The sequence below is a fragment of the Pseudomonas sp. LF020 genome, from assembly GCF_053456425.1.
In genome coordinates, this window is record NZ_JBRFIX010000001.1 from 496,269 (window position 1) to 522,948 (window position 26,680).

The following is a 26,680-nucleotide window of genomic DNA, read 5'->3' on the forward strand; positions in this document are numbered from 1 at the left end:
TCTGTGCACGGCTGTTTTTTAGTGAAGCGTAAAAGTCGGGCAAGGGTAGCAAAGCCCGATGATCAGTGCAGTCGATCCTGTGGATGACAGCAGACGCCCATGGCCTCAGTCGCCATTCAAGCGCTCGGCGACACCGATGCAGATCGACATGATCAGCTTGAGTTCCTTCTGCACGGTGCTGAGGGACACATTCAGCTCGTCGGCGATTTCCTGATAACTGTGCCCGTGCAGGCGGCTGAGGATGAAAATCTGCTGCTGACGCGGGCTGAGTTGACTGAGGCTCACGTTCAGGCGCTCCAGCAATTGTTCGGCGTGGGCGGCGTCTTCGGCGCTGCTGGCGGGTGCGGCGACGCTGTGCACCACGTCCTGTGGCACGTCATCGACCATGGTCCGCGAATGGATCTTGCGCGCACGCAGGTGATCCAGCGCCAGATTGCGCGCGGTCTGGAACACGAAGGGTTCAAGGTGATCGATGGCGCGCTCGCTCAGCGCCCGCGTGACGCGCAGGTAGGTCTCCTGCAACAGGTCTTCGGCGGTGCTGTGGTTGTTGACCATCCGCTCGATCGTGCGCAGCAGCGAGGTGCGCTGAGAGAGGAAGACGTGATTGAAGCGCGATTGACTCACGGGGGAACCTGATCCATTTCGAGCGAATGATAATGCTTATCATCTAGTCGACTGGTCAAGTGTTGTTTTTCAACGAAGCAGGCAAATGTAGGAGCTGCCGAAGGCTGCGATCTTTTGATCTTGTTTGTAAAAAATCAAAATCAAGATCAAAAGATCGTCCGAACGCGGCCCGAGCCTTCGGCAGCTCCTACAGGGGCGGCGTAGCTTTATTCGGCGTTGCACAGCGCCAGGCAGTTATCCAGCATGCGGTTGGAGAAACCCCATTCGTTGTCGTACCAGGCCAGCACCTTCAGCAGTTTGCCGCTGGCTTTGGTGTGGTTGGCGTCGAAGATCGACGACAGCGGGTTGTGGTTGAAGTCGCTGGAAACCAGCGGCAACGTGTTGTAACCCAAAATTTTCGAATGCTGGCTGGCGGCTTTCATCAGCGCGTTGACCTCGTCGGCCGTGGCTTCCTTTTTCAACTGCACAGTCAGGTCCACCAGCGACACATTGATCACCGGCACCCGCACGGCCATGCCGGTCAGTTTGCCCGCCAGTTCCGGCAGCACCAGGCCTACCGCTTCGGCGGCGCCGGTCTTGCTCGGGATCATGTTCTGCGTGGCTGAACGCGCACGGTACGGGTCGGTGTGATAGACGTCGGTCAGGTTCTGGTCGTTGGTGTAGGCGTGAATGGTGGTCATCAGACCGCTTTCGATCCCCAACTCGCGGTGCAGCACCTGCGCCACCGGCGCCAGGCAGTTGGTGGTGCACGACGCGTTGGAGATGATCTGGTGCGACTGGCGCAGAATGTCGTGGTTCACGCCGTAAACCACAGTGGCGTCGGCGCCTTTGGCCGGGGCCGAGATGATGACTTTGCGCGCACCGGCAGTAAGATGCGCGGCCGCTTTGGCGCGGTCGGTGAACAGACCGGTGCACTCGAACACCACGTCGATCTTTTCCGCCGCCCATGGCAGCTCGGCCGGGTTGCGAATCGCGCTGACCGCAATACGGTCGCCATTGACCGTCAGGCTCTCATTGTCATGGGCCACTTCGGCGTCGAATGTGCCGTGAACGGTGTCGTATTTGAGCAGATGGGCGTTGATGGCGCTGTCGCCCAGATCGTTGATGGCGACGATCTGCAAATCCTGTCGATAGCCTTGGGTATACAGTGCGCGCAGGACATTTCGGCCGATGCGGCCAAAACCATTGATTGCGATTCGAAGAGTCATTGAACAGCGCCGCCGTCGTTTTGTTGTTGGAATTACAAGATTATTCGCATAAAAATAGAAAACAAGCCTTTTTAGTGGCAATATTTTGTTTTATCTACAACGAGTGACCTGAATCAACTGGTCCGAATGGTCAAAAAAGCCGTCTGTCATTCCAACAACAACGGCGTTTGATCAGCATAGACAATCAGGTCGCCACATCCGTTAGCCTGGAGTTCTACACATGCATCCCCGCGTTCTTGAGGTCACCGAACGGCTTATCGCCCGCAGCCGCGCCACGCGTCAGGCTTACCTTGCACTGATTCGCGGTGCCGCCACTGACGGGCCGATGCGCGGCAAGCTGCAATGCGCCAACTTCGCCCACGGCGTGGCCGGGTGTGGCAGCGAAGACAAGCACAGCTTGCGGATGATGAACTCGGCGAACATCGCCATTGTTTCTTCGTATAACGACATGCTCTCGGCGCACCAGCCGTACGAAGTCTTTCCCCAGCAGATCAAGAACGCCTTGCGCGAAATCGGCTCGGTCGGCCAGTTCGCCGGTGGTACGCCGGCGATGTGCGATGGCGTGACCCAGGGCGAGCCGGGCATGGAGCTGAGCCTGCCGAGCCGCGAAGTGATCGCCATGTCCACAGCGGTGGCGCTGTCGCACAACATGTTCGACGGCGCGCTGATGCTCGGCATCTGCGACAAGATCGTGCCGGGGCTGATGATGGGCTCGCTGCGCTTCGGCCATCTGCCGACGATCTTCGTCCCGGGCGGGCCGATGGTCTCGGGGATTTCCAACAAGGAAAAAGCCGACGTGCGGCAGAAATATGCCGAAGGCAAGGCGACCCGCGAAGAGCTGCTGGAATCGGAAATGAAGTCCTACCACAGCCCGGGCACCTGCACCTTTTACGGCACCGCCAACACCAACCAGTTGCTGATGGAAGTCATGGGTCTGCACTTGCCGGGCGCGTCTTTCGTCAACCCGAACACCCCGCTGCGTGATGCCCTGACCCGCGAAGCCGCGCATCAGGTCACGCGCCTGACCAAGCAGAATGGCAACTTCATGCCGATCGGCGAAATCGTCGACGAGAAGGCGCTGGTCAACTCGATCGTCGCGCTGCACGCCACCGGCGGCTCGACCAACCACACCCTGCACATGCCGGCCATCGCCATGGCCGCGGGTATTCAATTGACCTGGCAGGACATGGCCGACCTCTCCGAGGTCGTACCGACCCTGAGCCACGTCTACCCGAACGGCAAGGCCGACATCAACCACTTCCAGGCTGCCGGCGGTATGTCGTTCCTGATCCGCGAACTGCTCGAGGCCGGCCTGCTCCACGAAGACGTCAACACCGTGCTCGGTCATGGTCTGAGCCGCTACACCCAAGAGCCGTTCCTCGATAACGGTGAGCTGGTGTGGCGCGAAGGTCCGACCGACAGCCTCGACGAAAACATCCTGCGCCCGGTGGCGCGCGCGTTCTCCGCCGAGGGCGGCTTGCGGGTGATGGAAGGCAACCTCGGTCGTGGGGTGATGAAGGTCTCCGCCGTGGCCTTGGAAAACCAGATCGTCGAAGCACCGGCGATGGTGTTCCAGGATCAGCAGGATCTGGCCGATGCGTTCAAGGCCGGTTTGCTGGAGAAGGATTTTGTCGCGGTGATGCGCTTCCAGGGCCCGCGCTCAAACGGCATGCCCGAGCTGCACAAGATGACGCCGTTCCTCGGTGTGCTGCAGGATCGCGGCTTCAAGGTCGCGCTGGTCACCGACGGGCGCATGTCCGGTGCGTCGGGGAAAATCCCGGCGGCGATCCACGTCAGTCCCGAAGCTTATGTCGGTGGTGCTTTGGCGCGGGTGCAAGAGGGCGATATCATCCGCGTCGATGGCGTCAAAGGTACTTTGGAACTCAAGGTCGACGCCGCCGAATTTGCAGCGCGCGAACCCGCCAAAGGCCTGTTGGGCAACAACATCGGCAGCGGCCGCGAACTGTTTGGCTTCATGCGTTTGGCCTTCAGCTCGGCGGAGCAGGGCGCCAGCGCCTTCACTTCTGCCCTGGAGACGCTTAATTGAAACTGGCTTTGGTCGGTGATATCGGAGGCACCAACGCGCGGTTCGCGCTGTGGAAAAACCAGCAACTGGAATCGGTTCAGGTGCTCGCGACAGCCGACCACGCCAGCCCGGAACAGGCGATCAGCCTGTACCTGGGCGGCCTCGGTCTGGCGCCGGGTTCGATCGGTTCGGTGTGCCTGTCGGTGGCGGGGCCGGTGAGTGGTGATGAATTCAAGTTCACCAACAATCACTGGCGCCTGAGCCGCACGGCATTCTGCAAGACCTTGCAGGTCGAGCAACTGCTGCTGATCAACGATTTCTCGGCGATGGCGCTGGGCATGACCCGTTTGCAGCCCGGCGAATTCCGCGTGGTCTGCGCAGGCACGCCCGAGCCTCTGCGTCCGGCGGTGGTGATCGGCCCGGGCACTGGCCTGGGTGTCGGTACTTTGCTCGATCTGGGCGAAGGCCGGTTTGCCGCGTTGCCGGGGGAGGGCGGGCACGTCGATCTGCCGCTGAGCAGTCCGCGAGAAACCCAGCTGTGGCAGCACATTCACAACGAGATCGGCCACGTCAGTGCGGAAACTGCGCTGAGCGGTGGTGGTTTACCGCGAGTTTATCGGGCGATCTGCGCAGTGGACGGACATGAACCGAGGCTTGATACACCGGAAGCAATCACCGCCGCCGGTCTGGCCGGTGACCCGATTGCCCTGGAAGTGCTGGAGCAGTTCTGCTGCTGGCTCGGCCGCGTGGCGGGCAACAACGTGCTGACCACCGGTGGTCGTGGCGGCGTGTACATCGTTGGCGGGGTGATTCCGCGCTTTGCCGACTTCTTCGTCGAAAGCGGCTTCGCCCGCAGCTTCGCCGACAAGGGCTGCATGAGCGATTACTTCAAGGGCATTCCGGTGTGGCTGGTGACGGCGCCGTATTCGGGGCTGGTGGGTGCCGGTGTGGCACTCGAACAGGCTTGAGACCGAGTCGCTTTCATCGCTGGCAAGCCAGCTCCCACAGGATTGAAGACAATCTCAGGATGTGTACAAGACCTTGTGGGAGCTGGCTTGCCAGCGATGAGGCCAGAACAGGCAACAAATTTCCAAGGTTCATCAGGCATAATCCGCCCCAATTCCAACAACAAGGATGCCTTCGAAGTGAGCTCAGTCAACAAGTCGATATTGTTGGTCGATGACGACCAGGAAATACGCGAGTTGCTGGAAACCTACCTGACCCGTGCCGGGTTTCAGGTGCGGGCCACCGCCGATGGCGCCAGTTTCCGCCAGGCACTCAACGAGGCGCCCAGCGATCTGGTGATCCTCGATGTGATGCTGCCCGATGAAGACGGTTTCAGCCTGTGCCGCTGGGTGCGTCAGCATCCGCGTCAGGCGCAGGTGCCGATCATCATGCTCACCGCCAGTTCCGACGAAGCCGACCGAGTGATCGGGCTGGAGCTCGGCGCTGACGACTACCTCGGCAAACCGTTCAGCCCCCGCGAACTGCAAGCCCGAATCAAGGCGTTGCTGCGCCGTGCGCAGTTCGGCCAGGAACGCAGCGGCAGCGACGTGCTGGCCTTCGACGAGTGGCGGCTGGACATGGTCAGTCATCGACTATTCCACACCGACGGCGAAGAAGTGATTCTCTCCGGCGCCGACTTCGCGCTGCTGAAGTTGTTTCTCGATCACCCGCAGGAAATTCTCGACCGCGACACCATCGGCAACGCCACCCGAGGCCGTGACCTGATGCCGCTCGATCGCATCGTCGACATGGCCGTCAGCCGCTTGCGTCAGCGCCTGCGCGACACGGAAAAACCGCCGCGACTGATCCGCACCGTGCGCGGTAGTGGCTACCAACTGGCAGCCAATGTGGTTGCCGGCAATGCTCACTGAGTCGCTGCGCGGGCTTGCCAGCAAAGTACCGGTGCCGCGTTCGCTGCTCGGGCGGATGCTGCTGCTGACGTTGCTCGCGGTGCTGTTCGCACAGACCTTGTCGAGCGTGATCTGGGTTTCGCAATTGCGCGCGACCCAGCTCGAAGGCCTGGTCACCAGCGCCCGCAGCCTTGCCCATTCGATGACCGCCAGCGTCAGCTATTTCCGCTCGTTGCCGGTGGCGTACCGCCCGCTGGTGCTCGACCAGTTGCGCAGCATGGGCGGCACCCGTTTCGTGGTCACGCTCAACGACAAACCGCTGGGCATGGAGGTTCTGCCGATCACCCCGCGCAAAGCTGCGGTGATTCAGGCGGTGGACGAAGTACTGCGTCAGTCCCTGGGCCATGACACCGATATCTCGGTGACCTTCGTCAGCCCCGAGGATCTGCGAATCTTCAATGCCGGGCTGAAGCTCGATGAGCTGCCGCGCTCTTGGGCGCATTACGCGCTGACCCTGGAACCGGTGAATCCGCCGGTGCTGGTGACGCAGATTCAGATGGCGCCAGGCGAATGGCTGTACATCGCCTCGTTGCTGCCCGAACCCTACACCAGTCTTGAAGAGCAAGGCCTGCCGGCACAGCAGGTGTGGTTCATCGTCCTCACCAGCGGCTTTTTGCTGCTGTTCATCGGCCTGCTGGTGCACTGGCAGAGCCGGCCGCTCAAGCGTCTGGCGCGGGCGGCGCGGGATCTGTCGCTGGGTGCCGATGTCGAGCCGGTGGCCGAGGGCGGCGGCAGTGAAGTGGTGGAAGTGGGCCGTGCGTTCAACACCATGCGCGAACGCATCAGCCGTTACCTGACCGAACGCAGCCAGTTGTTCAGCGCGATTTCCCATGACCTGCGCACGCCGATCACCCGTCTGCGCTTGCGCGTCGAACTGCTGGAAGACGAGAAACTTCAAGCCAAATTCGGCCGCGATCTGGATGAACTGGAGCTGCTGGTCAAAGGCGCGCTGCAGTGCGTGAAAGACACCGACATCCACGAGAACATCGAGCCGGTGGATCTCAATCATGTGCTCGACTGTCTGGTGGAGCCGTATCTGGCGCCCAACGGCAACGGCCGCGTGACTCAGCACGGGCGGGCGCTGGCGACCTATCCGGGCAAGCCTTTGGCGCTCAAGCGCTGCATCGGCAATCTGATCGACAATGCGCTGAAATACGGGCAGAACGCGCATCTGCACATCGACGACGATGAAAGCGCCTTCGTGCTGCACGTCGACGACGAAGGCCCGGGGGTGCCGGAACAGCGGCTGGAGCAGGTGTTCGAGCCGCACTTTCGCTTGGCCGGGCAGCAGCAGGGTTATGGTCTCGGTTTGGGCATTGCACGCAACATCGCCCACAGCCATGGCGGTGAAGTGACGTTGCAGAATCTGCGTGAGGGTGGGTTGCGGGTGACCCTGCAGTTGCCGCGTAGTGTTGACTGATACTTTCCCTGTGGCGAGGGAGCTTGCTCCCGCTGGACTGCGCAGCAGGCCGTCTTTTGGGTGCCGCTTCGCGCCACAGCGGGAGCAAGCTCCCTCGCCACAAGTAATATGTGAATGTCACGATCCGGTGACAAACCCCGTCCCCTTCGTTACAAGCCCACCCCGGCCCGTTGTTTAGACTGCCCGCAGTCATAACAACAAAAAAGGGCCACTCATGGACACCTTCCACCCAGGCTTCAGCAGTTGGCTGAACGCCCCTGCCCACCAGCAATGGCTCGCCGACGAAGGTCTGCGCCTGCTGGCATTCGCCAAAGCGGCAAAACTGCCCGAAGGTTTCGGCAACCTCGACGAACGCGGCCGTTTGCCGGCGAACGCACAAGCCGAAACCATGAACACCGCGCGCATGACCCACAGCTTCGCCATGGCCCATATTCAGGGTCTGCCGGGGTTCGCGGAGCTGGTCGATCACGGCATCGCGGCGCTGCGCGGTCCGTTGCGGGATGCGCTGCACGGTGGCTGGTTTGCGGTCGCCGAGCATCGCGATGGCAACACCGGCAAGAATGCCTACCTGCATGCCTTTGTCGCGCTCGCGGCCAGCTCGGCGGTGGTCGCGCAACGTCCCGGCGCCCAGGCGCTGCTGGATGATGCGATGGACATCATCGACACGTATTTCTGGAGCGAAGAAGAGGGCGCGATGCGCGAATTCTTCAATCGCGACTGGCGCGAAGAAGAAGCCTATCGCGGCGCCAACAGCAACATGCACGCCACCGAAGCATTCCTCGCGCTGGCCGATGTCACGGAAGATCCACGCTGGCTGGTGCGCGCACAACGCATCGTCGAGCGGGTGATTCACGGTCACGCCGCCGCCAACGGCTACATGGTCATCGAGCATTTCGATCGCGACTGGCAACCGCTGCGCGAGTACAACCGCGACAATCCCGCTGACGGCTTCCGCCCTTACGGGACCACGCCGGGCCACGGTTTCGAGTGGGCGCGGCTGCTGTTGCATCTGGAAGCGGCGCGGGTTCAGGCCGGGATGCTCACGCCCGGCTGGCTGGCGACTGATGCGCAAAAACTCTTCGAGCAGAATTGCCGAAACGGCTGGGACGTCGATGGCGCGCCGGGGATCGTCTACACCCTCGACTGGGACAACAAAGCCGTGGTGCGTCATCGTTTGCACTGGACCCATGCCGAGGCCAGCGCGGCGGCCAGCGCCTTGCTCAAACGCATCGGTGATGCGCAATACGAAACCTGGTACCGGCTGTTCTGGGAATTCTGTGAAGGCCATTTCATCGATCGCTGTGACGGCAGCTGGCATCACGAACTCGATCCGCAAAACCGTCCGAGCGCCGATATCTGGCCGGGCAAACCCGATCTGTATCATGCCTGGCAGGCGGTATTGATCCCTCGTCTACCCTTGTCACCGAGTATGGCGACAGCTCTGGCGCAAATATCCCGGGCTGTTCCTGTGTAACCATGTGGTGACATTTGCGCGTCCCTTCGTTACCTGCGAAGGGAATCGCCCTGTTTAAACTCCTGTGCAGCGCAAGCACCAGACTTGCATGCATAACAACAAGAAAGGTACATCTCAGATGAATGCGATTTCTCGCCTCGCTACTGTCATTTCTGTCGCCTCCCTGTTCCCGCTCGCAATTCTGCCTCTCAGTGTTTCCGCTGCCGAATCCAAAGGTTCGGTCGAAGTCGTGCACTGGTGGACGTCCGGTGGCGAAAAAGCCGCCGTTGATGTGCTCAAGGCGCAAGTTGAAAAAGACGGTTTCACCTGGAAAGACGGCGCTGTCGCCGGCGGTGGCGGTGCCACGGCCATGACCGTGCTGAAAAGCCGCGCCGTGGCCGGCAACCCACCGGGCGTCGCCCAGATCAAAGGTCCGGACATTCAGGAGTGGGCGTCCACCGGTCTGCTCGACACCGACGTCCTGAAAGACGTGGCCAAAGAAGAGAAGTGGGACAGCCTGCTCGACAAGAAAGTCTCCGATACCGTGAAGTACGACGGTGATTACGTGGCCGTGCCGGTGAACATTCACCGGGTGAACTGGCTGTGGATCAATCCGGAAGTCTTCAAGAAAGCCGGCATCACCAAGAACCCGACCACCCTCGAAGAATTCTACGCCGCCGGCGACAAGCTCAAGGCGGCGGGCTTCATCCCGCTGGCCCACGGCGGTCAGCCTTGGCAGGACAGCACCGTGTTCGAAGCCGTGGTGCTCTCGGTCATGGGCGTTGATGGTTACAAGAAAGCCCTGGTCGATCTGGACAACAAGGCGCTGACCGGCCCGGAAATGGTCAAGGCGCTGACCGAGCTGAAGAAAGTCGCGACCTACATGGACGCCGACGGCAAGGGCCAGGACTGGAACCTGGAAGCGGCCAAGGTCATCAACGGCAAGGCCGGCATGCAGATCATGGGTGACTGGGCCAAGTCCGAATGGACCGCTGCCAAGAAAGTCGCCGGCAAGGACTACGAGTGCGTAGCCTTCCCGGGCACCGACAAGGCGTTCACCTACAACATCGACTCCCTGGCGGTGTTCAAGCAGAAAGACAAAGGCACTGCGGCTGGTCAGCAGGACATCGCCAAAGTCGTGCTGGGTGAAAACTTCCAGAAAGTCTTCAGCATCAACAAGGGCTCGATCCCGGTTCGTAACGACATGTTGAACAACATGGACAAACTCGGTTTCGACTCCTGCGCACAAACCGCTGCCAAGGACTTCCTGGCAGACGCCAAGTCCGGTGGCCTGCAGCCGAGCATGGCGCACAACATGGCAACCACGCTGGCGGTGCAGGGCGCGTTCTTTGATGTGGTGACCAACTACATCAACGACCCGAAAGCCGATCCGGCCGATGCGGCCAAGAAACTGGGTGCGGCGGTTCAGTCGGCCAAGTAATGCTTGGCCCCTGTAGGAGTGAGCCTGCTCGCGATAGCGATCTGTCAGATAAAGGATTCATCAACTGACACACCGCAATCGCGAGCAGGCTCACTCCTACAAGGGGAATGCTCTCGTAAATCATTATTCTGGATTTCCCCATGAGTTCTGTTGCTGTGTTCAGCAAAGCCTCGCCGTTTGATGCACTGCAGCGCTGGCTACCGAAACTGGTGCTGGCGCCGAGCATGTTCATCGTGCTGGTGGGCTTCTATGGCTACATCCTGTGGACGTTCGTGCTGTCGTTCACCACCTCGACGTTCCTGCCCAACTACAAGTGGGCCGGTCTGGCGCAATACGCCCGGCTGTTCGACAACGATCGCTGGTGGGTGGCGAGCAAGAACCTCGCGGTGTTCGGTGGCATGTTCATCGGCATCACGTTGGTGATCGGCGTGCTGCTGGCGGTGTTCCTCGACCAGCGCATCCGTCGCGAAGGCTTTATCCGCACCATTTACCTATACCCGATGGCGCTCTCGATGATCGTCACCGGTACCGCGTGGAAATGGCTGCTCAACCCGGGCATGGGCCTGGACAAATTGTTGCGTGACTGGGGCTGGGAAGGCTTCCGTCTGGACTGGCTGATCGACCCGGATCGCGTGGTGTACTGCCTGGTGATCGCTGCCGTGTGGCAAGCCTCGGGCTTCATCATGGCAATGTTTCTCGCCGGCCTGCGTGGCGTTGATCAATCGATCATCCGTGCCGCGCAGATCGATGGCGCGAGCATGCCGACCATCTACTGGAAAGTGGTGCTGCCCAGCCTGCGTCCGGTGTTCTTCAGTGCGGTGATGATTCTGGCGCATATCGCGATCAAGAGCTTTGACCTGGTCGCGGCGATGACAGCGGGAGGCCCGGGTTATTCCTCCGACCTGCCGGCGATGTTCATGTACTCCTTCACTTTCAGTCGCGGCCAGATGGGCATGGGCTCGGCCAGTGCGATTCTGATGCTCGGTGCGATTCTCGCGATCATCGTGCCTTACCTGTACTCCGAGCTGAGGACCAAGCGTCATGACTAGTCTCGCTGCCAAACCCGCCTTCAGCCTGAGTCGCGTGGCGATCTACGCGGTGCTGATTCTCGCGGTCCTGCTGTACCTGATTCCGCTGGTGGTGATGCTGCTGACCAGCTTCAAGACCCCGGAAGACATCAGCACCGGCAACCTGCTGAGCTGGCCGACCGTGGTCAGCGGCATCGGCTGGGTCAAGGCCTGGGCCACGGTGGACGGCTACTTCTGGAACTCGATCAAGATCACCGTGCCGGCCGTGGTCATCTCCACCGCCATCGGCGCGCTGAACGGTTATGTGTTGTCGTTCTGGCGCTTCCGCGGTTCGCAGTTGTTCTTCGGTCTGCTGCTGTTCGGCTGCTTCCTGCCGTTCCAGACCGTGCTGCTGCCGGCCTCGTTCACCCTCGGCAAGATGGGCCTGGCGAGCACCACCACCGGCCTGGTGTTCGTGCACGTGGTCTATGGTCTGGCGTTCACCACGTTGTTCTTCCGTAACTACTACGTGAGCATTCCCGATGCGCTGATCAAGGCAGCACGGCTGGATGGCGCGGGGTTCTTCACGATCTTCCGGCAGATCATTCTGCCGATGTCGACGCCGATCATCATGGTCTGCCTGATCTGGCAGTTCACCCAGATCTGGAACGACTTCCTGTTCGGTGTGGTGTTCTCCAGCGGTGATTCGCAACCGATCACGGTGGCGCTGAACAACCTGGTCAACACCAGCACCGGCGCCAAGGAATACAACGTTGATATGGCAGCGGCGATGATCGCCGGCCTGCCGACCCTGCTGGTCTATGTGGTCGCAGGCAAGTATTTCGTGCGCGGGCTGACGGCCGGCGCAGTCAAGGGGTAATCATGGCAACGCTCGAACTTCGCAACGTCAACAAGACCTACGGTGCCGGCCTGCCGGACACCCTGAAGAACATCGAACTGTCGATCAAGGACGGTGAGTTCCTGATCCTGGTCGGCCCGTCGGGCTGCGGCAAGTCGACCCTGATGAACTGCATCGCCGGCCTCGAAACCATCACCGGTGGCGCGATCATGATCGGCGATCAGGACGTCAGTGGCATGAGCCCCAAGGATCGTGACATCGCCATGGTGTTCCAGTCCTACGCGCTGTACCCGACCATGAGCGTGCGCGAGAACATCGAGTTCGGTCTGAAGATCCGCAAGATGAGCCAGTCGGCGATCGACGAAGAAGTCGCGCGCGTGGCCAAGTTGCTGCAGATCGAACACCTGCTCAACCGCAAGCCGGGCCAGCTCTCCGGTGGTCAGCAACAGCGCGTGGCGATGGGCCGTGCGTTGGCGCGCCGGCCGAAGATCTATCTGTTCGACGAACCGCTGTCCAACCTCGACGCCAAGCTGCGCGTCGAGATGCGCACCGAAATGAAACTGATGCACCAGCGCCTGAAAACCACCACCGTTTACGTGACCCACGACCAGATCGAAGCGATGACCCTGGGCGACAAAGTGGCGGTGATGAAAGACGGCATCATCCAGCAGTTCGGCACGCCGAAAGAGATCTATAACGACCCGGCCAACCTGTTCGTGGCGAGCTTCATCGGTTCGCCACCGATGAACTTCATTCCGCTGCGTCTGCAACGCAAGGACGGGCGCCTTCTGGCGCTGCTCGACAGCGGCCAGGCCCGTTGCGAACTGCCGATGAGCATGCAGGATGCAGGGCTGGAAGATCGCGAAGTGATCCTCGGCCTGCGCCCGGAACAGATTGTCCTGGCGAACGGCGAGGGCAGTGGCCTGCCGAGCATCAAGGCCGAAGTGCAGGTCACCGAGCCGACCGGTCCGGACACCCTGGTGTTCGTCAACCTGAATGAGACCAAGGTCTGCTGCCGTCTGGCGCCGGACGTGGCACCGCAGGTCGGCGAGACCCTGACCCTGCAATTCGATCCGTCGAAAGTGTTGTTGTTCGATGCCAGGACTGGCGAGCGTCTGGGCGTTGCGGGCCAGGCGCAGACCGAAGCGCGGTCGGCGAACGTGGCGCAGTTCAAAGGCCGCTAAGAAATCAATGCAGGAATGCGGTCATGTGGGAGCTGGCTTGCCAGCGATGCAGGCAACTCGGTTCACAGTGGAACTGAGTCGATGCCATCGCTGGCAAGCCAGCTCCCACAGGGATCGGATTCCAAACAGGAGCACGCGCTGGATTGCCTGTAATCCAGCGCAATTTATGTAAACCGCGTTGGAAAAAAACAGTTAATAACAATAAAGACGAGGATGTAGGGATGAAAAAGAAACACGTCAATGCCCGGTTGATCTGCCAAGTGTCAGCTGCGGCGGCATTGGTGCTGGCCGGTAACGCCATGGCGGCGGATGCCTTCAGCTCCGACTCGAAATGGATGACCGGTGACTGGGGTGGCGAGCGGACCAAGCTGATCGAGCAGGGTATCGACATCAAGGCCGACTACGTTGGGGAAATGGGCGCCAACCTGCATGGCGGCTACAACGACGACAAGACCGGTCGCTACAGCGATCAGTTCGGTCTGGGCGTGGCGCTGGACCTGCAAAAACTCTGGGGCTGGGACAACACTCAGGCCAAGATCCAGCTGACCAACCGTAACGGCCAGAACATCTCCAACGACCGCGTTGGCGATCCGCGTGCCGGCACACTGTCTTCCTCGCAGGAAGTCTACGGTCGTGGCCACATGGTGCGCTTGACCCAGTTGTGGATTCAGCACCAGTTCTTCGACAACAAGCTCGACGTCAAGGCCGGTTACTTCGGTGAAGGCGAGGACTTCAACACCTTCCCGTGCGACTTCCAGAACCTGGCGTTCTGCGGCTCGCAAGTGGGTAACTGGGCGACCAACATCTGGTACAACTGGCCCGTCAGCCAGGCCGCGATCCGCGTGAAGTACAACATCAACGACGAGCTCTACGCGCAGATCGGTGCGTACAACCAGAACCCGTCGCAGCTGGAACACGGCAACGGCTTCAAGCTCAGTGGCAGCGGCACCGCCGGTACTGTTCTGCCAGTCGAACTGGTCTGGTCGCCGAAGGTCAACAGCCTGCCGGGCGAATACCGCATCGGTTACTACAAGAGCACGGCGGATGCCAATGATGTCCGCGAAGACGTCAACGGTTTCGACGCGGCGACCACTGGCGACGCGTACAAGACCCACAGCAGCAAACACGGCTACTGGTTCGTCGCGCAGCAGCAACTCACCAGCCACAACGGTGATGCGACTCGCGGTCTGAACATTGCCGCCAACGCCACGTTCCACGACAAGGACACCAACTTCATCGACAACTACCAGTCGGTGATGTTTGTCTACAAAGGCCCGTTCGACGCACGTCCGAAGGATGACGTCGGCATTGGTGCGGCGCGTATCCACGTCAACGATGACGTGAAGAAAAACGCCGAGCTGCTGAATGCTTCCAACGGAGTGTCGGACTACGACAACCCGGTGTTCTCGCCGATTCGTGAAACCGAATACAACTACGAGATCAACTACGGCTTCCACGTCACCAACTGGCTGACCGTGCGTCCTAACCTGCAATACATCACTCACCCGGGTGGTGTGGATGCAGTGGACAACGCTTTGGTCGCTGGCCTGAAAATTCAGTCTACGTTCTAACGTTGTTGCGATAAGCTCCTCTCCATGTGCGCATATTTGCGGACAGCCAAGGCTGTCCGCTTTTTTTTGCGAAGTTCAGTGGATCGCTTTTGTGGCGAGGGAGCTTGCTCCCGCCCGGCTGCGCAGCAGTCGTAATCCGGCAAATGCAGTCTGACTGACACACCGCAGTGAATGGTTTCAGGGCCGCTTCGCAGCCCAGCGGGAGCAAGCTCCCTCGCCACAAGAGCAATGTGGATTGTTGAGTACCCCCATGATTTTCAGGACCGTGGCCAATGCATGAGCATCCGCTGCAACGCTTCTTCAAATCCCTGCGCGAACGACCGGTGTTCGCCTGGGAGCGCTATCAGATGCGCGACGTGCTGGTGATCGACCATCCGCTGTGTCAGGCGGTGTTCAGTCGGCAGGGCGCGCAGTTGCTGCACTTTCAGCCGCGCGGGCAGAAACCGTGGTTGTGGTGTGCGGCGAAGTGGCCGCACGTTGGCGCCATTCGTGGCGGCGTGCCGGTGTGCTGGCCGTGGTATGGCCGCCATCCGAGCGAAAACGCCTGGCCATCCCATGGCTGGGCGCGCCTGCTCGACTGGAAACTGCTCGACAGCAGCAGTGCCGAAGATGGCGTGCGCCTGCATTGGCAGTTGCAGTTGTGCGACTGGCAGGTCGACCTGCATGCGCACCTCGGTGAACGTATGGAATTACGTCTGAGCACCGAGCATCAGGATGACATGCCGTGCCAGTTGAGCCAGGCTTTGCACGCTTACTGGCGTATTGGCGATGTCGGTGAGATAGCGCTGTCTGGCCTCGAAGGTGCGCAGGGTTACGACCAGTTGAGCCGCCAGTCCTGCCAGCAGGAAGGCGAGTTGCGTGTCGATGGTGGTTGTCAGCGGGTGTTCCAGCACGACGGCGAATTACAGCTCAAGGATCACGCCTGGCAGCGCGAGTTGTGCATTGATACCGGTGACAGTGGCGACACCGTGGTCTGGCATCCTGGCTCGCGACCCCTGTTGGGCGTGAGCTGGGATGAAGTGACGGAGTTTGTCTGTGTCGAAGCGGCGGCGGGCGGTACCGACAGCCTGCATCTGGCGCCGGGGGAGAAAGCACATTTGAGCTTGCAGGCGTGGGCTGCTGCCTGAGTTTGTACTGTGGCTGCTGGCCCCATCGCTGGCAAGCCAGCTCCCACAGGTTTGGTGGCGGTCATGGATTTTGTGGACGACCCGGACACTGTGGGAGCTGGCTTGCCAGCGATGAGGCCGGATCATTCAATAAAGAACTATCAGGCCTCAGTTGAACTCATCGCCCACCGGATACCGGCTGGCATTCAAGCTCTCCTTGATCTTGCGCAGATGCGGCTGGAAATCCACTCCGCGACGCAGCGTCATGCCGGTCGCCAGCACATCCAGCACCGTCAACTGAATGATCCGCGAAGTCATCGGCATATAGATGTCGGTGTCTTCCGGCAGCGGAATGTTCAGGCTCAGGGTGCTGGCCTTGGCCAGCGGCGAATTTTCGGCGGTCAGGCCCAGCACCGAAGCGCCGTTCTCCCGGGCGATGCGCGCCACTTCCACCAGTTCGCGGGTGCGCCCGGTGTAGGAAATGATCACGAACAGCTCACCCGTATGCGCCACCGAAGCAATCATTCGCTGCATCAGCACGTCTGCGTGGGCGGTGACGGCGAGGTTGAAACGGAAGAATTTGTGCTGCGCATCCAAAGCCACAGGCGCTGATGCACCGAGGCCGAAGAAGTGGATCTGCCGGGCCTGAATCAACAGGTCGACGGCGCGGCTGATCAGGTTCGGATCGAGCGCCTGGCAAGCGCTGTCCAGCGAAGCGATGGCGCTGCCGAAAATCTTCTGCGTGTAAGCCTCGGGATTGTCATCGGCCTCCACCGCGCGGCTGACATACGCCGCGCCACTGGCCAGGCTTTGCGCCAGTTGCAGCTTGAGTTCAGGGTAGCCGCTGACACCGAACGAACGGCAGAAACGGTTGACCGTCGGCTCGCTCACCGATGCGGCCTGGGCGAGGGCGGCGATGCTGAAGCGAGTAGCCTGCTGCGGGTTGAGCAGGATCACCTCGGCGACTTTGCGTTCGGCCTTGTTCAGCTCTTCAAGGCGACTCTGGATCTGTTCCAGTAAATTTCGCACGCGGTCCATATGGAATTCCTAATTCACCTGCGCAAAGGTGCGCCGGGCTATGCAAATTGGGCCTTTGATGTGGCCCGTAACGGTGGCCTATCCTACTGGTGGCTCCGACCGACCACCACTCGGAATCTGTATTTTGCGAAAATGTTGTGGTTATTACTACATTTTCCCTTGAGTGATGCCTTGAAAAAAGGTATTTGTAGCTTAACTTGATAAAAGAACAAACATCATGCCTTCGATTACGGTTGAACCGTGCACCTTTGCCTTGTTCGGCGCTCTGGGCGATCTGGCCCTGCGCAAGCTGTTTCCTGCCCTTTATCACCTCGATGGCGCCGACCTGTTGCACGAGGACACGCGGATCATTGCGCTGGCCCGTGAACCCGGCTCCGAGCAGCAGCACCTGGCATTCATCGCCGCCGAACTGCGCCGTTACGTCGGCAAAGAGCTGGACGAGGCCGTGGCCGAGCGCTTTCTGGCGCGCCTGAGCTACCTGCACGTCGACTTCCTCAAGGCTGAAGATTATGTGGCGCTGGCCGAAGCGGCCGGCAGCGCGCAACGCATGATTGCCTACTTCGCCACCCCGGCAGCGGTGTATGGCGCGATTTGCGAGAACCTGGCGAAAGTCGGTCTGGCGGAAAACACTCGCGTGGTCCTGGAAAAGCCGATCGGCTCCGATCTGGAATCCTCGCGTAAAGTGAATGACGCCGTGGCGCAGTTCTTCCCGGAGAACCGCACCTACCGCATCGACCACTACCTGGGCAAAGAAACCGTACAGAACCTGATCGCCCTGCGTTTCGCCAACAGCCTGTTCGAAACCCAGTGGAACCAGAATTACATCTCCCACGTGGAAATCACCGTGGCCGAGAAGGTCGGCATCGAAGGCCGGTGGGGCTACTTCGACAAGGCCGGCCAGCTGCGCGACATGATCCAGAATCACCTGTTGCAGCTGCTGTGCCTGATTGCGATGGACCCGCCAGCCGACCTGTCCGCCGACAGCATCCGTGATGAAAAGGTGAAAGTGCTCAAGGCGCTGGCGCCGATCAGCCCGGAAGGTCTGACCACCCAAGTGGTGCGCGGTCAGTACATCGCCGGGCACAGCGAAGGCAAGTCCGTGCCGGGCTACCTCGAAGAGCCGAATTCCAACACCCAGAGCGACACCGAAACCTTCGTCGCCCTGCGTGCCGACATCCGCAACTGGCGCTGGGCCGGCGTGCCGTTCTACCTGCGTACCGGCAAGCGCATGCCGCAAAAGCTGTCGCAGATCGTCATCCACTTCAAGGAACCGTCGCACTACATTTTTGCGCCGGAACAGCGCCTGCAGATCAGCAACAAACTGATCATCCGTCTGCAACCGGACGAAGGCATTTCTTTGCGTGTGATGACCAAGGAGCAGGGCCTGGACAAAGGCATGCAACTGCGCAGCGGGCCGCTGCAACTGAATTTCTCCGACACCTGGCGCAGCGCGCGGATCCCCGATGCCTACGAGCGGTTGTTGCTGGAAGTGATGAACGGCAATCAGAACCTGTTTGTCCGTAAAGATGAAATCGAAGCCGCGTGGAAGTGGTGTGACCAGTTGATTGCCGGCTGGAAAAAATCCGGTGACGCGCCCAAGCCGTATGCGGCCGGGTCGTGGGGGCCGATGAGCTCGATTGCACTGATCACGCGGGACGGGAGGTCGTGGTATGGCGATATCTGATGTGAAACTGCCGGCGGGCGTGAATGCCCACGAATTCAAGAGCCCGGTGCTGTTGGCCGAAGGTCTGGCGCTGAGCGTCGCCAAGCAGTTGAGCGATGCCATCGCCGCACGTGGCAACGCGGTGCTGGTGGTCTCTGGCGGCCGCAGCCCGGTGGCGTTTTTTCAGCACCTGGCCAAGCAGGAGCTGGATTGGTCGAAGGTCGTCGTGACCCTCGCTGACGAACGCTGGGTACCGGTCGAACACGCTGACAGCAACGCCGGTCTGCTCAAGCAGTACCTGCTCAAGGGGCCGGCGGCAAAAGCAAAGTTCCTAAGCCTTTATAGCGCGGCGGCCAACGTCGAGCAGGCTGCGGAACAGGCCGACCGTCTGCTCGCGGAATTGCCGCCGATTGACGTGCTGGTGCTGGGCATGGGCGATGACGGTCACACCGCGTCGCTCTTCCCCGACAGCCCGAACCTGACTGAAGCCTTGCAGGCTGACGGCAGCCGTCGCTGCTGGCCGATGCTGGCGCCGAGTGTGCCGCGTCAACGCCTGACCATGAGCCGTGCGCTGCTGGCTTCGGCGAAGCACAAGATTCTGTCGATTTCCGGTCAGTCGAAACTGACCACCCTGAATGCCGCACTGGCATCCGACGACGTCGCGGCCATGCCGGTGCGCGCGTTTCTGCAACCCACGTTAGAGATTTACTGGTGCCCATGAGCCAAGGAACAGCCGCTATGAAAAATCCATCCCCTACCGTTTCCATGGCGGACAAAGTTGCCCTGATCGACAGCCTCTGCGCCAAGGCGCGGATTCTGCCGGTGATCACCATCGCCCGTGAACAGGACGTGCTGCCATTGGCCGACGCTCTGGCCGCTGGTGGACTGACCGCGCTGGAAGTGACCCTGCGTTCGCAGTTCGGTCTCAAGGCGATCCAGATCCTGCGTGAGCAGCGTCCGGAGCTGGTGACCGGTGCCGGCACCGTGCTTGATCGCAACATGCTTGCGGCGGCGGAAGCGGCGGGTTCGCAGTTCATCGTCACCCCGGGCATCACCCGTGACCTGCTCGAAGCCAGCGTCGACAGCCCGATTCCGCTGTTGCCGGGCATCAGCAACGCCTCCGGCATCATGGAAGGCTATGGCCTGGGCTATCGCCGCTTCAAGCTGTTCCCCGCAGAAGTCAGCGGCGGTGTAGCAGCAATCAAGGCCCTCGGCGGCCCGTTCGGCGAAGTGAAATTCTGCCCGACTGGCGGCGTCGGCCCGGCCAACATCAAGAGCTACATGGCGTTGAAAAACGTCATGTGCGTGGGCGGCAGCTGGATGCTCGATCCCGAGTGGATCAAGAACGGCGACTGGGCGCGCATTCAGGAATGCACCGCCGAGGCTCTGGCGCTGCTCGACTAAACGTTTTACCTGACACTTCGTTGTGTGTTCTACGGCTTTACGGTGCGCTTGGTCGGTGCACCGTTTTTTTTGCCCGAAAAAAACCAAACCCCTGTAGGAGCTGCCGCAGGCTGCGATCTTTTGATGTTGTTTTTTAATCAAGATCAAAAGATCGCAGCCTGCGGCAGCTCCTACATAGTCATTCGTTACGCTGCGATACATAGTTACCGCACGGGCCTTTGGACGTGGCGTTAACCTGCGTTCTCTTATGGAGAAGAGAACGCGTCATGGAACGAGACACTTCAACCGCACCGTCACCATCGATCTATCAGTTGGCCCCCGAGCAGATCGCCGGGCCTTACTTCCGCAATCCGAAGTTGCTGCGGCGCAACATCAGCGAAGGCGCCGAGGGGCTGCCCTTGCTGCTGCGCCTGAGTATCGTCGACGCGATGACCGGCCAGCCGGTGAGCGGGGCACTGGTGGACATCTGGCATTGCAATGCACGGGGCGCCTATTCGGGGTGGAGCCGGATCAATCCGGATCTGGAGGTCGACTCCGATGCCATCGGCTCAGTGCCGCGCACCGACGATGACACTTACCTGCGCGGCAGCCAGTTCTGCGATCAGCAGGGGCGGGTGCGCTTCACCACCATCTATCCGGGGTTCTATGCCGGTCGGGCGCTGCACATTCACGTGGCGGTGCGCATGGTCAGCGGCAGTGAATATCTGGAGGAGCGCAACGTGGCCTGGGTTGGCCAGCTGTATTTCCCCGAAGTGGTGTCACGCGCGGTGCTCAATGCCCGGGACTATCGCGGGCGTGCCTCGGCACCGTTGAACAATGCCGACGACAGCTACTACGCCAACATGGGCGGCGAGGGGTCGACCCTGACCGTGTGGCCGATCGGCCGCGACTCTCACGAGGACGGATTTTTCGGCCACCTGACCATCGGCATCGATACGTTCGCCGCCTCGTCGCAGATCAAGCCCGAGGACTTCGACAAGTTCACCGTGTGAGCGGATCAGCGCAGCTCGTTGAGTGCACGGGTCAGCAACTGCATGTCAGCCGCAGTGGTGGTCAGCCCCGGCGTGATACGGATGCTCGGTCCGCTCGCTGCGCCGTTGCGCACCACAGTGAACAGGTTGTACTCGTTGAGCAGGCGCTCGACCATTGCCTGTTGATCGGCGTGGCGTGTGAAACGCATCGAGGTGATCCCGCAATACAGGCGCGGATCGTCCGGGGTCATCACTTCGATCCCCGGCAGGTGGCGCACCGCGCTGACCCACAGATTGCGCAGGTAATTGAGTCGCGCCCCTTTGGCCGCCGCACCACCGAGCGAACGGTGCTCCTCGAACACCAGCGGCAGCGACATCAGCGCCGGAATGTTCGGCGTGCTGTACGGGGTGCGGGCGCGGATGTCGCTCGCGGGGAAGTGCATTTCGCCCATGTCCGGGTCGATGTCGGCCAGACGCTGCGGGGCGATATACAGAAAGCCCAGGGTCAGTGGTGCGCCGATCCATTTGTGCAGGTTGAAACCGGCGAAGGCGATGCCCATGGCTTCCAGATTGAAGTCGATCTGGCCGAGGGCGTGAGCGCCGTCGAGGATGATGTCCACGCCATGCTGTTTCGCCAGCGCGGCGATGGCCTGCACCGGCATCACCAGACCGGTACGGTGGGTGACATGGGTCAGGGCCATCAGCTTGAGTTTCGGATAGCGGATGAAGGTTTCGCGGTAGCTGTCCAGCAGGCTGTCGAAACTCGCCGGATGCGCATGATTGATCTCGATTACGTCGACGCCGCGATGGCGTGACAGCCAGCGCATGGCGCCTTTTACCGTGTCATATTCCAGGTCGCTGATCAGCACCTGATCGCCCGGTTGCAGGCGGTTGTAATTGCGGATCAGTGACTGCAGCGCATCGCTGGCGTTGCGGGTAAACGCCACGCTCTGCGCGCGCACACCGATGGTCTCGGCCAGTTGCGCACGGATCTCCAGGCTGTCGTGCTGTTCGAAACGCTGGCGCACATACACCGAGTTGCGGGTGTTGATCAGCTCGATGTTGCGCTGGTAGTCCTCGATCACCGTGCGCGACATGCGTCCGAAGTAACCGTTCTCCAGGTTCAGCGGGCCGGTTTGCGCTTCGTAGCGATCGGCGAAGGTTTGCCAGAAAGCTTCGTCACGGGCGCGGCGGGTGTTGTCAGGCATGGTCGAGGCTCTTGGGAGGAGGGCGCTTCAGTGGCGCGGGGCAGGTTTGCCGTGTTTGGCGCGTAGTGGTTCGAGCAGATCCGACAGGCCGTTATGGTCGATTTCCTGCATCAGCGCCAGCAGTCCGCCGAGTTCGCCGTGAGGAAAACCTTCGCGGGCAAACCAGTTGAGGTAAGGCCCCGGCAGGTCGGCAATGATCCGGCCCTTGTACTTGCCGAAGGGCATTTCACGGGTGATCAACAGCTCAAGCTTTTCAGGATTCATCAGTGGCAATCATCTGGATTCAGAACAGTCAGGAAAATACAGGCATTCTGCATGCAGGCCAAATGACAGATCATGCAAATAACCGTGATACAGATAGTTCAAATATCTTTAACTTATTGAAATATAACGATTTATTTTTGAATGAAAAGCTGGCACGCACACTGCAATAACCCTTGCATCTTCAACCAACCGCAAGGAATTGAAAAATGACTGACATGAATAAAGAAGCCATCTCTGTACTCAACGACCTGATCGAAACCTGCAAGGACGGCCAGGAAGGGTTCAAGACTTGCGCTGAAGACATCAAGCACCCAGAACTGAAAACCCTGTTCGTGACCCGTTCTGCCGATTGCGCGACTGCCGCCGCTGAACTGCAGGCTGAAGTGCGCAAGCTGGGCGGCGATCCGGAAACCTCTACCAGCGTCAGTGGTGACCTGCACCGTCGCTGGGTCGACGTCAAAGCCATGTTCACTGGCAAGGACGAGGAGGCTGTACTGAACGAAGCCGAGCGCGGTGAAGACCACGCGCTGAAGGCTTATCGTGAAGCCATCGAGAAAATCAACAAGCACGGTCTGGTCGGCATTCGTGACCTGGTTGAGCGTCAGTACCACGGCGTACAACGCAACCACGACCAGGTGAAAGCCCTGCGTAACCAGGCTCGCGCTCGTTCGTAAGCGTTCGCAGGTTACAAAAAACGCCAGCTTGTCTGGCGTTTTTTATGCGTGAGGGGAAAGCAAAAGATCGCAGCCTGCGGCAGCTCCTACAGGGGAACGCATTCCAAGGTGGGAGCTGCCGAAGGCTGCGATCTTTTCAATCAGCCGATGCTGATCGCCGGCAACGTCGGCAAGGTCACGGTCTGCTGCTTGCGCGGTGCCAGAATCTCGGCCTCGCCATCCACCACCAGCTCATCGCGCTGGTTGAACACGCGAGTGGCGATGCGCACGCGAAACTTCGGCAGTTTCTCGAGGATTTCCAGGCGCACGGTCAGGGTGTCGCCAATCTTCACCGGCTTCTGAAAGCTCATCTGCTGACCGATGTAGATGGTGCCCGGCCCAGGCAGTTCGCAGGCAACGGCGGCGCTGATCAGCGCACCGCTGAACATGCCGTGGGCGATGCGTTCCTTGAACATGCTGGCGGCAGCGAACTCGGCGTCCAGGTGCACCGGGTTGTGGTCGCCCGACATTGCGGCGAACAGCTGAATGTCGCGCTCTTCGACAGTCTTGCTGTAGCTGGCGGTCTGGCCGACTTCGAGGGCTTCGTAAGGGATGTTGGTAACCTGGGTCATCGGTCTTGATTCCTGTGACGGATTAAAGTGAATCCACAAAAAATTATTCGCTGCGATGCGGGCGGCGATGGCTCAGCGCCTGGTCGATCCAGGTCAGCACATCGGCAACCACTTCGTCGCGATTGGTTTCATTGAACAATTCGTGCCGCGCCTGCGGGTAGATCTTCAGTTGCAGGTTCTGGCTGCCGGCCGCGCGCAACGCCTCGGCCAGATCTGTCAGACGCTTGCCTTCGCTCACCGGATCACATTCACCGCCGATCACCAGCAGCGGCAGGCCCGGGTCGATCTGGGCGAGATTGGACGCTTTGCTGATCTGCTGCAAGCCGCCGAGCAGGTCGATCCACAATTGATTGGTGCAGCGAAAGCCGCACAACGGGTCTCTGGCATACAGATCGACCTCGACCGGGTCGCGGCTCAGCCAGTCGAACGGCGTGCGCGCCGGTTTGAATTTGTTGTTGAACGAGCCGAACGACAGCCACTCGATCAGCGCACTGCGGCCCTTGCCACCCTGACGCAGTTTTTCGAATCGGGCGATCTGTCGCGCCGCGCCGTAAAGCGCCACCGGCTGGAAGTTCGAACCGCTGAGAATCGCCCCATGCAGGCTGGCGCTGTGATGCAGCAGGTAACCCTGGGCGAGGTAGCTGCCCATGCTGTGCCCGAGCAGGATGATCGGTACCTCGGGATGCTGCTGGCCGATGTGCTGATTGAGATTGGCCAGATCGCCGATCACCTTGCACCAGCCGTCGTCATCGGCGAAATGCCCGAGTGTCCCGTGTTCGGCGGTTTTGCCATGGCCGCGCAGGTCCGGGGCGTACACACCGTAGCCTTGTTCGCAGAACGCATTCGCCAGCCGTTCATAGCGCGCGCTGTGTTCGGCCATGCCGTGGGCCAGCAGGATCAGCGCTTTCAAGGGCGCGGCCGGCAACCACTGGTTGACGAACAGGCGGCTGCGGTCACTCGCGTCCAGCCAAAAGCCTCGGTGGATCATGGCAATTCCTTTTTATCGAGCGGTATCGGCCCGCAGTCGTAGCATTGTATAGCGCGTCCGATCAGCTCACGCCACGGCAGGAAGATTCATACGATCAATGTCGCCATCGCCCATATTTGCCTCAATGGCCATAACTGCTAGTGTCCGTGAAGCTCCGCTTTTTGCTTTGTGCCCTTAGGGATCAGCGCGAAACCACAGAAAAGCGGCTCCCGGATCGATTCAGGTAAAGAGGACAAGAACAATGCAACCTGATTTCTGGAATGACAAACGCCCCGCCGGCGTACCACTGGACATCGACATGGGCGAGTTCAAGTCGGTGATCGAGGTGTTTGAGCGTTCCTGCAAGAAATTCGCCGACCGGCCGGCCTTCAGCAATATGGGCGTGACCCTGACCTACGCTGAACTCGAGCGCTACAGCGCGGCGTTCGCCGGTTACCTGCAAGCCCACACCGATCTGGTGCCGGGGGATCGCATCGCGGTGCAGATGCCCAACGTGCTGCAATATCCGATTGCCGTGTTCGGTGCCTTGCGCGCCGGGCTGATCGTGGTCAACACCAACCCGCTGTACACCGCGCGCGAGATGCGTCACCAGTTCAAGGACTCCGGTGCCCGCGCGCTGGTGTACCTGAACATGTTCGGGCAGAAGGTCCAGGAAGTGCTGCCGGACACTGACATCCAGTACCTGATCGAAGCGAAGATGGGCGACATGCTGCCCACCGCCAAGGGCTGGCTGATCAACACCGTGGTCAGCAAAGTGAAGAAGATGGTCCCGGACTATTCGCTGCCGCAGGCGATCTCGTTCAAGAGTGCGCTGCGCCTGGGCCGTGGTCTGGGGATCAAGCCGCTGAAAGTCGGTCTCGACGACATCGCCGTGTTGCAATACACCGGCGGCACCACCGGTCTGGCCAAGGGCGCGATGCTGACCCACGGCAACCTCGTGGCGAACATGCAGCAGGTGCGCGCGTGTCTTGCGCAGTTGGGCCCGGACGGTCAGCCGCTGCTGCGCGAAGGGCAGGAGGTGATGGTGGCGCCGCTGCCGCTGTACCACATCTATGCCTTTACCGCGAATTGCATGTGCATGATGGTGTCGGGCAACCACAACGTGCTGATCACCAACCCGCGGGACATTGCAGGCTTCATCAAAGAGCTGAAGAACTGGCGTTTCTCGGCGTTGCTCGGCCTGAATACGTTGTTCGTCGCGCTGATGGAGCACCCGGACTTCAAGACCCTGGATTTCTCCAGCCTCAAGCTGACCAACTCCGGCGGTACCGCGCTGGTCAAGGCCACCGCCGAGCGCTGGGAGCAGATCACCGGTTGCCGCATCACCGAAGGTTACGGCCTGACCGAAACCTCGCCGGTGGCCTGCACCAACCCGTATGGCACCCAGTCGCGCCTGGGCACCGTCGGCCTGCCAGTGCCGGGGACGCTGCTGAAAGTCATCGATGATGAGGGCGTCGAGCAGCCGATGGGCGAGCGCGGCGAGTTGTGCATCAAGGGGCCGCAGATCATGAAAGGCTACTGGCACAAACCCGAGGCCACCGCCGAAGTGCTGGACGCCGAAGGCTGGTTCAAGTCCGGTGATATTGCGGTGATCGACCCGGACGGTTTCGTGCGCATCGTCGATCGCAAGAAGGACATGATCATCGTCTCCGGTTTCAACGTGTACCCCAATGAGATCGAAGACGTGGTGATGGCTCACCCGAAAGTCGCCAACTGCGCGGTGATCGGTGTGCCGGACGAACGTTCAGGGGAGGCGGTGAAGCTGTTTGTGGTGGCGCGGGAAACCGGGGTCAGTCTCGAGGAACTGAAGGCGTACTGCAAAGAAAACTTCACCGCTTACAAGGTGCCGAAACACATCGTGCTGCGTGAGTCGTTGCCGATGACGCCGGTCGGCAAGATTCTACGGCGGGAGTTGCGCGATATCGCCTGATCGGTGAATGGCCGCGCGTTGCGCGGATCGCGGGCAAGCCACGCTCCCACAGGGATCTCCATCAACCTTGTGGGAGCGGGCTTGCCCGCGATGCTTTTTGGGCGGTGAAGTCCC

At 60.6% G+C, this 26,680-nt stretch carries 25 protein-coding genes; 18 read left to right on the forward strand and 7 right to left on the reverse strand.

The window, feature by feature from the left end:
* Window positions 1-105: 105 nt before the first annotated feature.
* Complete coding sequence (locus ACU680_RS02305) at window positions 106-624, reverse strand: RNA polymerase sigma factor (RefSeq protein WP_027612557.1); 519 nt, start codon at window positions 622-624, stop codon at window positions 106-108.
* Window positions 625-830: 206 nt separating this feature from the next.
* The gene (gene gap / locus ACU680_RS02310; RefSeq protein WP_095137054.1) at window positions 831-1,832 is read right to left on the reverse strand and encodes a type I glyceraldehyde-3-phosphate dehydrogenase; all 1,002 of its coding nucleotides are present in this window, start codon (window positions 1,830-1,832) and stop codon (window positions 831-833) included.
* Window positions 1,833-2,052: 220 nt separating this feature from the next.
* Between gap and edd the strand changes: the two genes are divergently transcribed.
* From edd to ACU680_RS02365, 11 genes are all read left to right on the forward strand, one after another.
* A complete protein-coding gene (edd, locus tag ACU680_RS02315; protein WP_007969309.1) occupies window positions 2,053-3,879 on the forward strand; it encodes a phosphogluconate dehydratase in 1,827 nt (608 codons plus the stop codon).
* Window positions 3,876-4,826 (forward strand): glucokinase, encoded by a 951-nt coding sequence (locus ACU680_RS02320; protein ID WP_448178548.1) that lies wholly within the window; start codon window positions 3,876-3,878, stop codon window positions 4,824-4,826. Before edd ends, ACU680_RS02320 begins: the two co-directional genes overlap by 4 nt.
* A gap of 177 nt (window positions 4,827-5,003) precedes the next feature.
* Complete coding sequence (locus ACU680_RS02325; RefSeq protein ID WP_007917879.1) at window positions 5,004-5,735, forward strand: response regulator; 732 nt, start codon at window positions 5,004-5,006, stop codon at window positions 5,733-5,735.
* The gene (locus ACU680_RS02330) at window positions 5,725-7,194 is read left to right on the forward strand and encodes an ATP-binding protein (protein WP_448178549.1); all 1,470 of its coding nucleotides are present in this window, start codon (window positions 5,725-5,727) and stop codon (window positions 7,192-7,194) included. The genes ACU680_RS02325 and ACU680_RS02330 overlap by 11 nt, the downstream gene beginning before the upstream one ends.
* Window positions 7,195-7,408: 214 nt before the next feature.
* Window positions 7,409-8,668, forward strand: coding sequence for a D-mannose isomerase (locus ACU680_RS02335; protein ID WP_448178550.1), 1,260 nt, complete (start codon window positions 7,409-7,411; stop codon window positions 8,666-8,668).
* Window positions 8,669-8,786: 118 nt separating this feature from the next.
* On the forward strand, window positions 8,787-10,088 hold the full coding sequence (locus ACU680_RS02340; protein ID WP_007969316.1) for an ABC transporter substrate-binding protein: 1,302 nt from the start codon (window positions 8,787-8,789) through the stop codon (window positions 10,086-10,088).
* Between the two features lie 140 nt (window positions 10,089-10,228).
* Window positions 10,229-11,137, forward strand: coding sequence for a carbohydrate ABC transporter permease (locus tag ACU680_RS02345; protein WP_003227452.1), 909 nt, complete (start codon window positions 10,229-10,231; stop codon window positions 11,135-11,137).
* Entirely contained in the window at window positions 11,130-11,975 is an 846-nt protein-coding gene (locus ACU680_RS02350; RefSeq protein ID WP_007969317.1) for a carbohydrate ABC transporter permease, read from the forward strand. Before ACU680_RS02345 ends, ACU680_RS02350 begins: the two co-directional genes overlap by 8 nt.
* A 2-nt stretch (window positions 11,976-11,977) precedes the next feature.
* Complete coding sequence (locus ACU680_RS02355; protein WP_448178551.1) at window positions 11,978-13,138, forward strand: ABC transporter ATP-binding protein; 1,161 nt, start codon at window positions 11,978-11,980, stop codon at window positions 13,136-13,138.
* Between the two features lie 221 nt (window positions 13,139-13,359).
* Window positions 13,360-14,709, forward strand: a complete 1,350-nt coding sequence (locus tag ACU680_RS02360; protein ID WP_007969320.1) for a carbohydrate porin — start codon at window positions 13,360-13,362, stop codon at window positions 14,707-14,709.
* A 272-nt stretch (window positions 14,710-14,981) separates the two neighbouring features.
* The gene (locus ACU680_RS02365; protein ID WP_007969321.1) at window positions 14,982-15,836 is read left to right on the forward strand and encodes a D-hexose-6-phosphate mutarotase; all 855 of its coding nucleotides are present in this window, start codon (window positions 14,982-14,984) and stop codon (window positions 15,834-15,836) included.
* Window positions 15,837-15,983: 147 nt separating this feature from the next.
* Here the strand turns inward: ACU680_RS02365 and ACU680_RS02370 are convergent, their stop codons facing one another.
* The gene (locus ACU680_RS02370) at window positions 15,984-16,844 is read right to left on the reverse strand and encodes a MurR/RpiR family transcriptional regulator (protein ID WP_169842436.1); all 861 of its coding nucleotides are present in this window, start codon (window positions 16,842-16,844) and stop codon (window positions 15,984-15,986) included.
* A gap of 226 nt (window positions 16,845-17,070) precedes the next feature.
* Here ACU680_RS02370 and zwf point away from each other — a divergent pair, with 226 nt between their 5' ends.
* The 4 genes from zwf to ACU680_RS02390 all read left to right on the forward strand — a co-directional run bounded on the left by zwf (window position 17,071) and on the right by ACU680_RS02390 (window position 20,912).
* Complete coding sequence (gene zwf / locus ACU680_RS02375) at window positions 17,071-18,537, forward strand: glucose-6-phosphate dehydrogenase (RefSeq protein ID WP_027612566.1); 1,467 nt, start codon at window positions 17,071-17,073, stop codon at window positions 18,535-18,537.
* A complete protein-coding gene (pgl, locus tag ACU680_RS02380) occupies window positions 18,524-19,237 on the forward strand; it encodes a 6-phosphogluconolactonase (RefSeq protein ID WP_448178552.1) in 714 nt (237 codons plus the stop codon). The genes zwf and pgl overlap by 14 nt, the downstream gene beginning before the upstream one ends.
* Window positions 19,238-19,254: 17 nt before the next feature.
* On the forward strand, window positions 19,255-19,920 hold the full coding sequence (locus ACU680_RS02385; protein WP_003227433.1) for a bifunctional 4-hydroxy-2-oxoglutarate aldolase/2-dehydro-3-deoxy-phosphogluconate aldolase: 666 nt from the start codon (window positions 19,255-19,257) through the stop codon (window positions 19,918-19,920).
* 266 nt (window positions 19,921-20,186) lie between these two features.
* Window positions 20,187-20,912: an intradiol ring-cleavage dioxygenase gene (locus ACU680_RS02390; RefSeq protein ID WP_400763818.1), complete on the forward strand. Its 726-nt coding sequence runs from the start codon at window positions 20,187-20,189 to the stop codon at window positions 20,910-20,912.
* A gap of 5 nt (window positions 20,913-20,917) precedes the next feature.
* Here ACU680_RS02390 and ACU680_RS02395 read toward each other — a convergent pair whose 3' ends face one another.
* Together ACU680_RS02395 and ACU680_RS02400 are read right to left on the reverse strand one after the other, a co-directional pair.
* Window positions 20,918-22,099 (reverse strand): aminotransferase class V-fold PLP-dependent enzyme, encoded by a 1,182-nt coding sequence (locus tag ACU680_RS02395; protein WP_448178553.1) that lies wholly within the window; start codon window positions 22,097-22,099, stop codon window positions 20,918-20,920.
* Between the two features lie 27 nt (window positions 22,100-22,126).
* Window positions 22,127-22,363: a DUF3820 family protein gene (locus ACU680_RS02400; RefSeq protein ID WP_003227425.1), complete on the reverse strand. Its 237-nt coding sequence runs from the start codon at window positions 22,361-22,363 to the stop codon at window positions 22,127-22,129.
* Between the two features lie 2 nt (window positions 22,364-22,365).
* Here ACU680_RS02400 and ACU680_RS02405 point away from each other — a divergent pair, with 2 nt between their 5' ends.
* A complete protein-coding gene (locus tag ACU680_RS02405; protein WP_367085483.1) occupies window positions 22,366-22,533 on the forward strand; it encodes a hypothetical protein in 168 nt (55 codons plus the stop codon).
* Window positions 22,534-22,569: 36 nt separating this feature from the next.
* Window positions 22,570-23,037 (forward strand): ferritin-like domain-containing protein, encoded by a 468-nt coding sequence (locus tag ACU680_RS02410; RefSeq protein WP_003227422.1) that lies wholly within the window; start codon window positions 22,570-22,572, stop codon window positions 23,035-23,037.
* A gap of 140 nt (window positions 23,038-23,177) precedes the next feature.
* On the opposite strand, the gene ACU680_RS02415 is transcribed toward ACU680_RS02410, so the two are convergent.
* Window positions 23,178-23,648, reverse strand: a complete 471-nt coding sequence (locus ACU680_RS02415) for a MaoC family dehydratase (RefSeq protein WP_003227420.1) — start codon at window positions 23,646-23,648, stop codon at window positions 23,178-23,180.
* A gap of 43 nt (window positions 23,649-23,691) precedes the next feature.
* Window positions 23,692-24,636, reverse strand: a complete 945-nt coding sequence (locus ACU680_RS02420; RefSeq protein ID WP_448178554.1) for an alpha/beta hydrolase — start codon at window positions 24,634-24,636, stop codon at window positions 23,692-23,694.
* A 241-nt stretch (window positions 24,637-24,877) separates the two neighbouring features.
* Between ACU680_RS02420 and fadD2 the strand changes: the two genes are divergently transcribed.
* Window positions 24,878-26,566 carry a long-chain-fatty-acid--CoA ligase FadD2 gene (gene fadD2 / locus ACU680_RS02425; protein WP_448178555.1) on the forward strand — a complete coding sequence of 563 codons (1,689 nt, stop codon included), beginning with the start codon at window positions 24,878-24,880 and terminating at the stop codon, window positions 26,564-26,566.
* Window positions 26,567-26,680 lie beyond the last annotated feature (114 nt).